15 protein-coding genes are annotated in these 14,043 nt (G+C 60.8%); 3 read left to right on the top strand and 12 right to left on the bottom strand.

Translation table 11 applies throughout. The annotated features are described in order from the left end of the window. The 10 genes from F561_RS0104070 to F561_RS0104025 all read right to left on the bottom strand — a co-directional run. Nucleotides 1-1,125, bottom strand: a 1,125-nt coding sequence (locus F561_RS0104070; protein ID WP_019008670.1) for a peptidylprolyl isomerase, incomplete at its 3' end; no start/stop codon positions are given. 348 nt (nucleotides 1,126-1,473) lie between these two features. Further along, complete coding sequence (locus F561_RS0104065; protein WP_019008669.1) at nucleotides 1,474-1,896, bottom strand: hypothetical protein; 423 nt, start codon at nucleotides 1,894-1,896, stop codon at nucleotides 1,474-1,476. Further along, on the bottom strand, nucleotides 1,893-2,267 hold the full coding sequence (locus F561_RS0104060) for an ArsR/SmtB family transcription factor (protein WP_019008668.1): 375 nt from the start codon (nucleotides 2,265-2,267) through the stop codon (nucleotides 1,893-1,895). Before F561_RS0104060 ends, F561_RS0104065 begins: the two co-directional genes overlap by 4 nt. Nucleotides 2,268-2,284: 17 nt before the next feature. After that, nucleotides 2,285-2,857, bottom strand: a complete 573-nt coding sequence (locus F561_RS0104055) for an SCO family protein (protein ID WP_019008667.1) — start codon at nucleotides 2,855-2,857, stop codon at nucleotides 2,285-2,287. 84 nt (nucleotides 2,858-2,941) lie between these two features. Then, nucleotides 2,942-3,829 (bottom strand): cation diffusion facilitator family transporter, encoded by an 888-nt coding sequence (locus F561_RS0104050; RefSeq protein ID WP_019008666.1) that lies wholly within the window; start codon nucleotides 3,827-3,829, stop codon nucleotides 2,942-2,944. Next, nucleotides 3,822-4,409, bottom strand: coding sequence for a DUF305 domain-containing protein (locus F561_RS0104045; protein WP_040379740.1), 588 nt, complete (start codon nucleotides 4,407-4,409; stop codon nucleotides 3,822-3,824). Before F561_RS0104045 ends, F561_RS0104050 begins: the two co-directional genes overlap by 8 nt. Before the next feature lie 11 nt (nucleotides 4,410-4,420). After that, entirely contained in the window at nucleotides 4,421-4,921 is a 501-nt protein-coding gene (locus tag F561_RS0104040; RefSeq protein ID WP_019008664.1) for a thioredoxin-like domain-containing protein, read from the bottom strand. Beyond that, nucleotides 4,921-5,418 carry a signal peptidase II gene (locus F561_RS0104035; RefSeq protein WP_019008663.1) on the bottom strand — a complete coding sequence of 166 codons (498 nt, stop codon included), beginning with the start codon at nucleotides 5,416-5,418 and terminating at the stop codon, nucleotides 4,921-4,923. The genes F561_RS0104040 and F561_RS0104035 overlap by 1 nt, the downstream gene beginning before the upstream one ends. A gap of 62 nt (nucleotides 5,419-5,480) precedes the next feature. Continuing rightward, nucleotides 5,481-5,747, bottom strand: a complete 267-nt coding sequence (locus F561_RS27730) for a glutaredoxin family protein (protein ID WP_019008662.1) — start codon at nucleotides 5,745-5,747, stop codon at nucleotides 5,481-5,483. Then, nucleotides 5,744-8,032, bottom strand: coding sequence for a heavy metal translocating P-type ATPase (locus tag F561_RS0104025; RefSeq protein ID WP_019008661.1), 2,289 nt, complete (start codon nucleotides 8,030-8,032; stop codon nucleotides 5,744-5,746). Before F561_RS0104025 ends, F561_RS27730 begins: the two co-directional genes overlap by 4 nt. Before the next feature lie 106 nt (nucleotides 8,033-8,138). On the opposite strand from F561_RS0104025, the gene F561_RS0104020 reads away from it, so the two are divergent. Together F561_RS0104020 and F561_RS0104015 are read left to right on the top strand one after the other, a co-directional pair. After that, a complete protein-coding gene (locus tag F561_RS0104020) occupies nucleotides 8,139-8,384 on the top strand; it encodes a DUF2171 domain-containing protein (RefSeq protein WP_019008660.1) in 246 nt (81 codons plus the stop codon). Nucleotides 8,385-8,976: 592 nt separating this feature from the next. Next, nucleotides 8,977-10,539 carry a bifunctional metallophosphatase/5'-nucleotidase gene (locus tag F561_RS0104015; protein WP_019008659.1) on the top strand — a complete coding sequence of 521 codons (1,563 nt, stop codon included), beginning with the start codon at nucleotides 8,977-8,979 and terminating at the stop codon, nucleotides 10,537-10,539. A gap of 412 nt (nucleotides 10,540-10,951) precedes the next feature. Here the strand turns inward: F561_RS0104015 and F561_RS0104010 are convergent, their stop codons facing one another. Further along, complete coding sequence (locus F561_RS0104010) at nucleotides 10,952-11,377, bottom strand: response regulator (RefSeq protein ID WP_019008658.1); 426 nt, start codon at nucleotides 11,375-11,377, stop codon at nucleotides 10,952-10,954. A 206-nt stretch (nucleotides 11,378-11,583) separates the two neighbouring features. Beyond that, nucleotides 11,584-11,844 (bottom strand): HU family DNA-binding protein, encoded by a 261-nt coding sequence (locus tag F561_RS24740; RefSeq protein ID WP_019008657.1) that lies wholly within the window; start codon nucleotides 11,842-11,844, stop codon nucleotides 11,584-11,586. A gap of 170 nt (nucleotides 11,845-12,014) precedes the next feature. Between F561_RS24740 and F561_RS24735 the strand changes: the two genes are divergently transcribed. Next, entirely contained in the window at nucleotides 12,015-14,033 is a 2,019-nt protein-coding gene (locus F561_RS24735) for an AAA family ATPase (protein ID WP_019008656.1), read from the top strand. Nucleotides 14,034-14,043: the final 10 nt, after the last annotated feature.

Genomic DNA, 14,043 nt, shown 5'->3' with positions numbered 1-14,043 from the left:
GATACCGTTCACCAGTTGCGCGGCCTGATCGGCAGGAACCTGCTGCAAGAGTCCGGTGAATTGCTGGTTGCCCACCACCTGTCCGATCACTTCCGAGTAGGGAATGTTCTGGCCCGCGACCTTGGCGACGGTGGGGTCTTCGGCCTTCCAGTTCAGGTCGATGTATTCCAGTTTCATATCGGCGGCCAGCTTGTCGCCCCACGCTTCCACGGCAGCGTTCTTCTTCTGCTCGTTCACGGCGGTCAGGACGTCGGTCTTGGCCTCGGCAAATGGCTTGGGCGTGGGCGCGAGGTACTTCTCGACTTTCACGATGTAGAACTTGCCGCCGCTCTTGATCACGTCGGTCACGCCGCCGCTGGTGAGGGCAAAGGCCGCCGTTCCTACCTCTGCGGGCAAAGCGACCTGCGCCACAGGGCGGGGTGCGCCGTTCTCGATGGGGCCGAGTGCGCCGCCCCGGTCTTTGCCTTCGCTGCTGTTGGCCGTTGCCAGCGCCGCAAAGTCGCCGCCCGCCTTCACCTGGGCCAGCAGGCTTTTCGCCTTGTCTTCATCGGCCACCACGATCTGACGGCCCACGATCCGGGCGTCGCTCAGAAAGTTGGTCTGGTTCAGCGTGTAATAAAGCTGCGCTTCGGCGTCGGTGGCGGGCGCGGCAGTTTTTTGGATGGATTCCACTTTGCGCTGTACGGCCAAGCCGTCACGCACCTGCTTACGGAAGGCCGCGTCGGTCAGGCCCGCACCTTGCAGGGCGTCTGTCCACTTTTTGTTGTCGGTGAGCTGGTTTTGCTCACGCACTTTGGTCACTTCGGCATTCACGTCGTTCTTGCTCACGTCAATGTCTTTGGCGGCCTGAATGTAGAGCACCTGACGGGCCTTCTGGGCCACCACGTAGGTCTTGAAATCGTCGCCCAGCAGTCCGGTGTCGGTGCTGCTCAGCACGGGGTTGCCGCGCCTCAGGGCTTCCAGGTCTTCCACGGTCACGGTCTCGCCGTTGACCTTCAGGGCGGGCGTTCCGGTCTGGCGGTTAAACAGGCTGCCGAGGTTCGGCGTGAACTGGTAGGCCATGCCCACCACCAACATCAATGCCAGAACGCCCAGCAGGACGTTCACGAACTTCTTGTTCTTCACTTGATCTCCTTCAAGAACGGATAATGACCTTCGTGTATGTTCTGTACGGTGTTCGTTCTTCAACCAGCGCAGCAAGGCTTTAGAGTCCAATTGGACTGAAGTTTCTCGGATCGCCCATTGTTTGATGAGGGCAGGCATTCCATAAGAGCTCCAATCTATCGATAGAGGTGTAAATTTGAGGTGTGGGATCAAGTCAGCTCTTGTGCTGGAGGTGTCCTAGCGTGCTGCCTCGACCTGAAGGCAAGTCTGATTTCTACCGGAATCAATAATCTTAGAGTCTCCAATTCATTGGGTCAGAGAAGAAAGACCTGCTGAAAAAACTTTTCCTCCAGTCTCTCAGGCATAGGGTCACGGTTTCCCGCTGATGGTGATCAATGTTGTTGTCCCTTCCTGGGTGGCCAGATACTGCAGCTCCGCTGTTCCCCGTCCCAGAAAGGCCGCGTAATTGCCCGGCGCGATGGGATCGTCGGTGAGTTGCCGGTACCCTGCGGCGCGGAACAGGGGCAGTAGGGCTTGAGGCTGCCACCCCGGCACCCGGTACATCTCCACCCGGCTGAAACCCGACCGAATTTCATCCCGGTAGCTGGCGCTGTAGGTGGGGCATTCTGGGATGAACCCTTCGGGCAGCGGGGTCATGCCGTTCCACAACGTTCCAGGACGCTCGATACAAAACAGGGGACTTTGCCAGCGACGTTCATTGAGGAACCACCAGCTGCCGAGCGCAGCCAAGGCGGTGGCGGCAGCAGCCACCAGGATCAGCACCGACTTCATTCCCGGGCGTGTTCCAGAGCATTCTGGATGAGTCCAGTGACGTGGTCATCCAGCAGGCGGTAATACACCACCCGGCCTTCTTTCCGAAAGGTCACCAGCCGCTGGGTACGCAGCAGGCGCAGCTGATGGCTAACCGCGCTTTCAGACAGTCCGATCACGGCCGCGAGATCACCGACACACAACTCCTGAACATGCAGGGCGCTCAACAACTGCAGGCGAGTGGGATCGGCGACCATTTTGAGCAGTGCGCTGGCGTCGGCGACGCACATGGGGTCGGGCAACTGTTGACGCAGTTGCTCCACCGCACTGGGCGGCAGGCGACCGTCTTCAACAGATTGAGAATTGGTTCTCACCTGCACACCATAGCGCACGGGCCAACAGTTCAAAGTCACTCCATTACCGCCCGAACATCGCGCGCCACGCGCTCGACGTCCGTGAGCTGGGTGTAATCCCAGACCACCCGGCGCTGACCGGCGGCGTCAATGAGATAGACCCCTGTGGTGTGATTGATCTGGTAATCGGTCGCGCTCTTGACGTCTGTTTTCTGGAAGCCCACGCCCCAGGCAGCGGCCACGTCGTACAGAGCAGGTTGAGGCACAAAGACGCCCTGGGCCGACGGACTGAAAAACCGGACGTACTCGCGTAGCCGCTTCACATCATCCCGGGCCGGATCAAGGGTCACCAGGACGCTGCGAAACCGTTCCCGCTGATCAACGGGCAGGGCAAGTCTGACCCGTTCCAAAGCGGCCAGGGTGGTTGGACAGACATTGGGACACTGCAAAAAACCGAAGAAAACCGCGACAGTTTGCCCTCTGAGGGTGCTGAGATCGAAAGGGCGCCCGTCTTGCCCTGTTCCTGCCAAGGCAGGCGCAGAGGTGTTTGGATCGTAAGTGGTGCCGTAAAACGCAACAGGACTCTTCCAGCGGGTGTACCCCCAGGCGCCGCCGAGCAGCAGGGTCACTGCGACGACGCTCCATAAGAGTGAACGCCACCAGGGCCGGGCAACAGGGGCGGTCGATGAGCACTCAGTCATACAACAATTCCTTTAAGGATGAAGGTGGGCCGCGTGATCTCCATGGCGGTTGGCCTCCTCCAGTTGAAGCGTTACGTGCTCGATGCCGTAGCGCTCAGCGATGGTTTCTACTGCGTCCTGAACGCCTGCGGCTGGAGGGGGAACCACCAGGTGGACAGTGAGATTGTGCTCGCCCGTCGTCACGCTCCAGACATGCAGGTCGTGAAGTTCGGTGATGCCGGGCACCCTGGCGAGTTCGGTTCGTAGGGCGTCAAGGTCCAGGCCTTCCGGCACGCCTTCAAGCAGCACATTCACGCTAGCTTTGAGCAGGGCCCACGTCCGGGGGAGCACCCACAAGCCGATCAAGGCCCCCAGAACAGGGTCAAGCCACGTCAGGCCGGTGAAGCGGATCAGCAGGGCGCCGACAATGACGGCCACCGACCCCAACAGGTCGCCCATGACTTCCAGGTAGGCGGACTTCATGTTGAGGCTGTCCCCGCTGCCGCTCACCAAGATGCGGGCACTGATCAGGTTCACGATCAATCCCAACACAGCCACAATCAGCATGGGTATGGTCTGCACGTCCACCGGTTCTTGCAGGCGCCGGTACGCCTCCACCAGGATATAAATACCGATGGCGAACAACGCCCCTGCATTCACGGCGGCGGCCAAAACCTCAGTTCGTCGGTAACCGAAGGTGCGCTGGCGGTCGGCAGGGCGGGCCCCAATGCGGATGGCGAAGAGCGAGAGCGCCAGCGCCATCACGTCGGTCAGCATATGGCCAGCATCAGAAAGCAAGGCCAGACTGCCAGAGATGAACCCGTAAATCACCTCCACCACCAAGAAACTACCGGTCAAGGCCAGAGCGGCGGTCAGTTGCCGGGCGTTGGCCTGCCGTCCATGGCTGTGGGCATCAGTCATGGTTCATCTGGTCCATCGGAGCAGGGTCGGCAGGCAAGGGGACAGTGGGCCGCTCACCCCGCTGGGCCAACAGGGCGTCAATGGCCCGCAACTCGCTGGTCTGAGCCACCACTGTTCGCTCAGCAAAGGCCCGAACTTCAGGCCGTTTTACGCGGTTGAGAGCAGATTGGGCCATCGCCACCCCTCCCTGGTGGTGCTGACGCATCAGAGTCAAGTACTGACGTTCAGCAAGGGCCACAGGCACGCTGTTCAGCTGCCGCACCTCATCTGGACTGGCCAATCCCATCTCTTTCGGGTTCATACCGGCCATTGGCGCCTCTGACCCAGAGAGCGGCTGTCCCCAAGCCATCAGCCAACCGCTCATTTGCCCAATTTGGGCTTGCTGGGTCAAAGCGACATCCTGGGCCAGCAATTTCACCGCTGGATCCGCCGCCCGCTTGAGGAGGGTCACGCTCATGGTCACGGCCTGGGTATGGTGGGCACTCATATCCCGAGCAAATTGCACGTCTGGGCTGGTTGAACTGGGCCACTTCGGCCAGGTTGCGGCAGCGGCAGCCACCAGCACGAGACCTGAGAGCACAGCGTACGAGACTAGACTGTACCGTTGTACGCGCCGCTGCACGAGGCTCCGATCTCTGGGGCGTCCCCACCTTGTTCATATTTCGCGAGAAAGGTCTTGATCCGGGGGTCAGAAGCATCGTTGAGTGCTAGTTGTTTATTCCACGCAGTGACCACAACCGGCGACTGCTGACTTTCGTGTGGCGACACCAGCGTATGTGTGCGGCCATCGGCCAACTGCTTGAGCTGTGCGACCTGATCGCCAGCGAGACTGGATTGGTAGGTGATCCAGACAGCGCCGTGCTCCAAGCTGTGGACGGCATACTCGTTGTAGAGTGCCCGGTCGTAGACCCCGCAGTTTTGCCAGGCGGGATTGTGGGTGCCTCCAGTGGGTGGGGTCTGGGCATATTTGAGCTGCCCCTCTTGATGTTCCCCTTTGTTCTCAAACGACTTCACGCCTTCAATCTCTTTCTCGCCCTGGGAACACGCAGCCAGCACCAGGGGCAACAGAACAACCATCCAACGTTTTTTCATCATGACTCCTTGGAAATATCACGGCGGGCAGAGGCCAGATGTCCGGCTTTCCGATCCTGCCAGAGCGTCTGCACCGCCAACCAAAAGACTCCAGCACATACCAACACGTCGGACAGGTTGAAAATCGGAAAAGGACGGCCTGTCAAGACGCGAGAACCCACATCCAGCAGCGGTGAGGTGAGGTAATCCACCACCGCTCCCCGCAGGAGGCCATCTAAACCATTGCCCAGCGCACCGGTCGCAATGAACGAGAGCGGCCACCACAGCTGACGGGTCACCCGGCGTTTGAGCAGGCCCCACAGCAGGCCCGTCCCCACGGCCACTCGCAACAAGGCCAAAGGCAGGGTCAAGCTGCCCAGGAGTCCCCAGGCCATGCCAGTGTTCAAGGTAAACCCCAGATGCAGCAGACCCGGCAGAACCACACGGTCAGCCCCTGGAGAGAGCGTTTGAACTGCCCAGTACTTCAGCCCGGCCTCTAAGCTTAGTAGGGCCACCATGCAGGCCACGACAGGCCAGAGATGTACATCTCTGGACGAAATTTTCCGTGGTGACGTGCCGCTCACGGACTCGCCGTCCGCCGTGCCAAGGCCGCGAGCACTTGAGGCCGTTGCTGCTCAAACGGTCCGAACAGTACTTGACCATCAATGACGGTCACTGGGGCAATTCTCAAATCGAAGCGGCGCTGTAATTCAGGAAGGGCCGTCGGATCGGTGCGGAGATTTCGTTCTATAAAGGCTGCTCCCTGCTGGGCCAAGAGCCGCTTCATCGCTTCGCAATCCGCGCAGTTGGGCACGGTGTATACCAGCAGTTCAGGGACAGCGGTCATGCGCGGAGAGGGGCAGCCACGGCGGGTGGCGCGGCCTGGCCTTCCGGGGTTCCTTTCCAGCGCAACAGCCTCAGGGCATTCGCAGTCACCAAGACAGTGGCCCCCGTATCCGCCAGAATCGCCATCCACAGGTCGGTGTACCCCAGCAAGGTGGTGACGAGGAAGATGGCTTTCAGTCCCAGAGCGAAGGCAATGTTGGCCTTGATGTTGCCCATCGTGGCGCGGGAAAGGGCGACCAGATCAGCCACGCCCATCACGCGTTCACGCAGCAGAGCGGCGTCAGCAGTCTCCAGCGCCACATCGGTACCGCCCCCCATCGCGATGCCCACGTCGCTCTGCGCCAGGGCAGGGGCATCATTGATGCCGTCACCGACCATGGCAATGCCCCCCTGAGCTTTGAGGCCGGCGATGATCTTCAGCTTGTCTTCGGGCAGCAGGTCGGCTTGCACGTCGAGTCCGAGGTCACGGCCAATGGCCTGCCCGGTGCGGGCGTTGTCGCCGGTCAGCATCAGGGTGTTGACGCCCAAGCGTTGAAGCTGGGCCAGGGCGGCTCTGGCATCGGGGCGAGGCTCATCCCGAATGGCGATCAGGCCCAAGGCGCGGGTGTCGTGCAGCACCACGACGGTTCGGCCCTCGTTTTCTAGCGCGGCAATCTGGGCTTGGAGCGTCTCGTCGAGCGTCACCAGCGTTTGGGCGTAACGCGGTGAACTGACGTGGACGGTCTGGCCGTTCACCGTGGCGGTCACGGCCTTGCCCGGCAGCGCCTGCGCGTCCGTGATGGAAAGAGGCGTGATGCCGCGCGTCTTGGCCTCATTCAGGATGGCTTTGGCGAGGGGGTGGCTGCTGCCTGACTCCACGCTGGCCGCGAGTTGCAAGACGTCCATTTCGGAGCCTTGGAGCGGTACGATCCCCGTGACCCGGGGCTTGCCGGCAGTGAGGGTGCCCGTCTTATCAAACGCTACGGTTTTCACGTTGCCGATGCTTTCCAGAGCCGCGCCGCCCTTGATCAGCAGACCACGGCGCGCCCCAGCGCTGATGCCGCTGGTGATGGAGGCAGGCACACTGAGCACCAGGGCACAGGGACAGCCGATCAGCAGCAGGCTGATGCCCTTGTAGATCCAGGGGTACCATTCGGCACCGAAGAGGAGGGGTGGCACGACCGCGACCAGGGCAGCGACCGCGACGACGCCTGGCGTGTAGTAACGGCTGAAGCGGTCAATAAAGCGGGCGGTGGGCGCCTTGCTGCCCTCGGCTTCCTCCACCAGATGGATGATGCGGGCGATGGTGTTGTCGCTCGCGCCCTTGTCCACGCGCACGGTCAGCACTCCATCGGTATTGATGCTGCCAGCAAAGACGGAGTCACCTACTGTCTTCACGACGGGGACGCTCTCCCCAGTGACCGGGCTGTCATCCAGGTTAGAGGTGCCGGTCAGGATGGTGCCGTCAGCAGGCAGGCGGGCACCGGGATTGACTTGAACCGTCTGGCCCACCTGCAGGGCGTCGGCGGGCACTTCGCGGGTCTGGGTGCCTTCGAGCAGCAGGGCCGTTTTGGGAGCCAAAGCGGCGAGGGCCTGAATGCCAGCGCGGGCCCGACCTGCCGCCACGCCTTCGAGCAACTCACCGATGGCGAAGAAGAACACGACGACGGCGCCTTCGGCTGCTTCCCCGATCAGGACTGCACCGATGGCCGCGATGCTAACCAGAGTGTTGATGCTAAAAGGGTCGCCCAGCCTCGCGCTCGCATAGGCTTTCCGAGCCAGCGGCCAGACGCCCAGCAGGGTGGCAGCCACGTACCCGTAGACCGACCACTGAGGTTCAATAAACCCGAACAGCCAGGCCAGGGCGAGCAGCAGGCCAGAGGTAACGACCAGCTTGCCCTGTCCGGTGCGGTACCACGGGGTGCCTGCTGGCACGGGCTCATGGGTATGGCCGGGCGCATCATGATCGTGGTCGTGGCCCGGTGCCGAGTGATCATGGTCAGGGGCAGCTCTGGATGGGGTGACGGCTCCGGGGACAGCGGGCGAGGGGGCAGGAATCAGTGAGGGCGTGTAGCCCAGCAACTTCAGGTTGCGCTCAATGGTGGCCCGGGGGGTCTGGGTTTCGTCCAGCGCCAACGTGAGGGTCTGCTTGCTGAAGCTGGTTTTGACCTCTGCCGTTCCCGGCAGGGTGGCGATCATGCGCTCGACCTTCTGGACGCAGGAAGCGCAGTCCATGCCGTCGACAAAGTAGGTCAAGGGCAGGTCGTCGGTGTGGGGAGGCGAGGCAGTCATAGGAAAAGTATACATGAGTACTTACTCATATGAAAGTCCATTCAGAGATGAAGATGAATTGTGCTTCTGTTCACGGAGGATGGTCCATGGGCTTCTAGGCTGAACTCTCAGGAGGCAAAACATGACGATGCAATCCCAGATCAAAGAACACATGCCCGTGATTTGCGCAGAGGGCCACACCCACGGCCAGGTGGATCACTTGGACGGCGACTATCTCAAACTCACCAAAGACGATGCGGGCCAGCATCACTGGCTGCCACTGAGCGCCGTGGATCATGTAGACGAGCATGTCCATCTCAACCTCAAGCATGACCAAGTGCAGCAGCAGTGGCTGAGTGAGGATCCGCATCCAGAGCACCGGCAATAACGAGGATTGACCGGGGGTCCATGATGGGCCCCCTTTCTTGTTGTCCCCAGTGGCAGGAACTCTAGGAGGCTACGGAAGGTGACAGTGCGTGCTGAAACTGTTCAATCCTCGTTCAAGCGCGGTGTTTTCCTGAATTCCCTCATCCTTCCCAGTGGATAACCCTAGGCATGTCCAGAGTTATTCTCATCCTGAGCCGCACCGTCTGAGTTTCTCACGATTTCTTGGTGTCGAGAGTTGTGATCCATTCAGGGTATGGGTATGTGGCCGCCGGTGCCCTCAACGCAACGCGGGTGGTCTTGCCTCAGGTGGTGACCACCCTCAGGGAACGGGGCCGGACCTTGGCGAATTGGATACGGACTGCAGGAAAGGTTGCCGCCTCAACCCGGCAAGTCCAGAGCAGAACGCAGATGACATCCGTAGGGGGTAGATTGGGCAGTGGGCCTTGCTCAACAGGGGCTCGTTTTCATTCAGGGGCGTCCATTGGGGACGCCCTTTCTTCATGCACGCTGCGGCATACCCGTCGCGAGAACGGATTTTGGTACACCGGACGGACAGATCTCTAGTTGACATCGCACAGGTTAAACTGTGGCCTATGACCCTCACTCGTTTGTTCTTCCTGACAGCCAGCTTGTTAGTGACGGCCTCAGCTGCGCCCTTGACCCTCACAGTGCTGCACACCGACGACCTGCATGGCCGGCTGGAACCCACTACCATCGGGCAAACGACCTACGGCGGCTATGCCCGGCAAGCCACCTTGGTCAAGCAATTCAGCGCCCAGGACCCCAATCCCCTGGTGTTGTCGGGCGGCGACACCTTTCAGGGCACGTTGTTCTACAACGTGTATCAGGGACTCGCGGACGTCTTGTTCATGAACCTAATGGGGTACAAGGCGATGGCCGTGGGAAACCATGAGTTCGATAATGGCCCGGAAGCGCTGGCCAAATTTGCCCAGAAGGCGAGCTTTCCACTCCTGGCCGCCAACATCGATATCAGTGCTGAGCCGCTGCTCAAGGATCTGGTCAAACCGTACGCCGTGCTGGCCGTTGGTGGAGAGAAAATTGGTGTGGTGGGCGCCGTCACGCCCGACCTCCCCCTGATTAGCAGTCCCGGAGCGAACGTCAAGATGCTGGAACTGATGGACAGCCTCAAGAGTAGCGTCACGGCGTTGCAGGGGCAGGGCATCAACAAGATCATCTTGGTTTCTCACCTCGGCTACACACTGGAGCAGGAGGTGGCCCGCAGCGTGCCTGGCATCGACTTGATCGTGGGCGGGCACAGCCACACGCTGCTGGGCACCTTCACCAACAAGGATTTCCCCGCCAGCGAAGGGCCGTACCCCACCATCGTCAATAATCCGGACGGCAACCGCACGCTGCTGGTGGCCGCGTGGGAGTGGGGCAAAGTGCTGGGCCGCCTGAAGGTCACGTTCAGTGACGCCGGAGCGGTTGAGGCGTGGGAGGGCAACCCGGTCCCGGTGACGGCTGACATTGCCGAAGACCCCACGGCCAAGCGCATGATCGAAACGTTGAGCGTGCCGATTGCCAACTTGCGCGGCCAAGTGATTGGACAGACTGTAGCTGGACTGAACGGCAACCGCGAAATCGTGCGCAAGCGAGAGAGCACGATGGCTAATGTTCTCGCCGATGCCAGCCTCGCCGCCGCCCAGCGTGCTGGAGCCACCATCGCGTTCGTGAACGGCGGCGGTGTGCGGGCTGGCATCAACCCCGGCCCGATCACGTTTGAAGAAGCTATCACCGTGCAGCCTTTCGGCAACTCGCTGTCCGTCCTAGACTTGACGGGCGCTCAGATCCGGGCGGCACTGGAACACGGCGTGGCGACTTGGAGTGAGAACAAGGGGCAGTTCCTGCACGTCTCGAAGGGGGTGAGCTACACCTTTGACCTCGCCAAACCCGCGGGCAGCCGCGTGACTGCTCTGACGCTGAACGGGCAGTCCTTGGTTGACACCCAGGTCTATAAAGTCGCCATGAACAACTTCACGGCAGGTGGCGGCGACGGCTTCACCATGTTCAAAGACGCCAAACGCCTCGACACAGGAACGCTGGACGTGGATATTCTGGTCAACTATCTGAAGGCCACTCCAACCGTTGATGTGCAAAACGAAGGCCGCATCGTGATTGTGAATGAACCCAAGTGAGCGCTGACTGACGAGGGAAATTCTAAAAGGTGTCGCGCCTGAAGTGGGCTTGAAGCAATTTGCGGGCAGGGCTGGCCTGTGATTAGGTCACCCTGCCCTCTTTTGCAGTCGTTCACTCCGTTTGGGACATGAAGTTCTGACTGGTCGTCACTGTCGATTAAGCTGGGCATCTTCCCAAGCACAGTGCCTGCATAAGGCGACCTAAGGACACTTTGGGAGATCTGGGTCGCACCTTCTTTCTCTAGGCACACAGAACCTGTACTGGAGAATAAGACTGTGCAAACTTCACAACTCAGCGCAAGGAACTCGATAGGTGTTGATCATTGGGTGATGGAGTGCAGGCCAGCGGGCCAGCTGGCGCCGGTTTCATCCGACTGGAACGGTTGAGCTTTCACCTTCAGAGCTTGATTATTTACAAGCGGGTGGCCAACTGGGCCTTGACCCAGAATTCGACGAAACTCTTGACCTGTGCCAAGAAGGCCTCAAAGGTCACCGCCTTCGTCAAATAGGCACTCGCCCGCTGCTGGTAAGCCTGCTGAACATCTTGCTCACTCTGTGAGGTGGTCAGCATGATCACGGGAATGTATTGGACGAGCTCTTGCTCTTTGAGCACTTTCAAAACCTCGAACCCGTCCATGCCCGGCATCTGTAAATCCAGCAAGATCACATCCGGCAAAACGACGCCTGGGAGATGGAGTGCCGTCAGCGTGTCTAATCCACTGGCAAAGGTGGTCAGATTGCAATCTGCACGGCACTGCACGAACGCTTCTTCGGCCAAGGCCCGGTCAGCAGGACTGTCATCTATCAGCCACACCTGCAGCTTCCGCGGGTAAATCATTGTGCGCAATCCAGGCTGAACTGGTGACGCCTAGAAGTCATTTGAAACATGCCGGGAGTGTACACCCACGCTTTTGGCCGCATGAGTCGATTTGCCCGGGCACACTTGACTCTCAGCGAGACTGACTCGATTCCCCAGAGGAAGAGACCTCGAATGGACAGGGCAGAGGCGGGGATCTTGAATCCTCGCCCTTTCCCCAACTGGACTTACAGACGAGTTTTTAAGGTGGCGGCTACTTTAAACGCCACTTTCTTCTCCGCTGGAATCTGGATTGCTTCACCCGTACTGGGATTCCGCCCTGTTCGAGCCGCCGTCGCTTTCACACTGAACGTTCCCAAGTCCGGCAAACTCACCGTGTACTCTTGTGTCAACGCCTCTACCACCGCCTGCAGCAGGGCGTTCACCACACCGTTACTCTGCGCTCTGGTCAGCCTCGCCTGTGCCGCCACCTGCTCAATCAACTGCACTTTGGTCCGTTTTCCCCTTTCCGTACCTCCGTCAGAAGGGGAGACTTGCGCGGCATCTGAGGCTTTGAGGGCACGCTTTGGTTGGCTGTTTCGTCATGCCTGCAGTGCGCCCGCCGTAAGCGTTCTGACGCAACCTCCCCGCGTCACCCCCAGCCCGACCATCCTGAAGCATGACCCTGCCCGACTCGCCCGTCACGCACACGGGCCGCGTCCTGCGTTCCTGGCACACCCCCACCTCCACCGGCGCTGAACTCTTGCTCAGCAGTCTCACTCATCTCCTCGTCTACGGCCCTCTGCCGCCCGTCACGCGGGGCGCCACCCTGAAGGTCACTGGCACCTTGAACCGCAACGGCAGCCTGGATCTTCAGCACGCCGAACGCTTGATTCCCGCCCGCGAGATCGCCTTCACGTTCTATACCCGTGCCCCCGGCTTGGGTGGCGCTGCTGCAGCTGCCGCCGTTGCCGCGTTCGGCGACGACACGCATGACACCATCCGCACCCATCCCGGGGTGTTGCGACACACCAAAGGTGTCTCGCCCAGCGCGGCCCGGTCACTGAGCAAATTCGCGCGCAATAAACACCGCCTGTATGTCGCTATGACCCAGCTCGCTGTCCAAGGCTTGCCACCAGAACACGCGTGGCCGCTGCTGTACCGACATGGGGCCGCCGCGCCAACCTTCCTGGCTGCCCACCCGTATCACGCCGTTTTACTCGGCACCCCGTTACCCGTCCTCGATGACGCGGCCAAACGCGCGGGCCTGAGCCTCTTCAATCCCAGAAGAAATGCCGCCCTCGTCGGGGTGACGCTGCAGCAGGCCGCCACTCAGCACGGGCACACCTGCCTGAGTCGCCGTGACCTCGCCGGCGTCCTGCGCGACGAACATGCCCTAGATGAAATGGAGATTGAGACCGCTTGCCTGGAGGCCGTCAACTCCAACATGGCTGTTCCGGTGGGGAACGCGCTCTACCACCCCGCTTGGTACCAGGTTGAACGCCGCCTCGCCCGCGATGTCGCTCGGCTCTTAGCCACCGATGTCGCCCCCCTCCCAGCCCAGGTTCCCGCACACCTCACCGCCGAACAAGCGCACGCCGTTCACCACGCTTTACGTTCCGGCCTGATGGTGCTGACTGGCGGCCCCGGAACAGGGAAGACCACCACGCTCAAAGCCATCATCGACTCCTTTGAACAGGCTGGGCTCACCCCGATCCTCTGCGCACCCACCGGGAAGGCAGCCTTTCGCATGACCCAAAGCACGGGCCGCCCCGCCACCACCCTGCACCGCTTATTGAAGTCAGACGGCAAGACCTTTCACCGCAAGGGCTTGCTCGGGCAAGTCTTCATCCTGGATGAAATCAGCATGTGCAGTAGCGAACTCTTGAGCGCCTTCCTGCACTGCCTTGAAGCCGGTACTCGCGTCATTCTCGTCGGCGACGAAGACCAATTGCCCCCGATTGATCCGGGCTTTCCCCTCGCTGCCCTCATTCAAACTGTCCCCACCGCTCGGTTGACCCAAACCCAACGGCAGGCCGCAGGCAGTCCCATCCTCAAGCTCGCACAACAGCTCATCAGTGGGGAAGCCCCAAATCGAACCGGCGTGCCCTTTCATGCCGCTCAGGGAGCAGATGACGTCGCCCAGCTCGCTAGCAGGGGCGCCCGACCCATGGTGCTCACCGCAGGCAAAACCGGGCCGCTCGGGGTCATCGCCCTCAACGCTGCTTTACAAGCGGCCCTGAATCCCGGCGAAGGTGGCCTCAAGACCCCAGGTGGCCTCTTGCGTGTCGGTGATCCACTCCTGATCACCAAGAACAACCACGCCAGCGGCCTGATGAACGGCATGACCGGACAGGTCGAACACATCGTCCCCGCCAACGCGAAAAAGAAACAAGCCCTCGAAGTGCACTGCTTGGTCGAAGGTGAACCCCGCCTGTTCAGCACGCTGGATCTGCCCTTCCTCACCCCCGCGTATGCCATCACCATCCACCGCGCCCAAGGCAGTGAATGGCCGCACGTCATCGTCGTCCTCAGCGAAGACCACGAACTCCTGCTCACCCGGCAACTCGCGTACACCGCTGTCACCCGCGCCAAGGAGAGTCTGATCGCGTGCGGTTCCCGGCAGGCCTGGGGGTGGGCCGCCGAAACCCCCACACCCCCAAAGCACTCCCGGTTGCTTGACCTCTTGCGGGCTTGACCACAAGCCG

Source organism: Deinococcus aquatilis DSM 23025, from assembly GCF_000378445.1.
Taxonomy (GTDB): Bacteria; Deinococcota; Deinococci; order Deinococcales; family Deinococcaceae; genus Deinococcus; species Deinococcus aquatilis.
The sequence above is the reverse complement of the archived record's forward strand: the minus strand, read 5'-3'. Positions and strand labels throughout refer to the sequence as shown.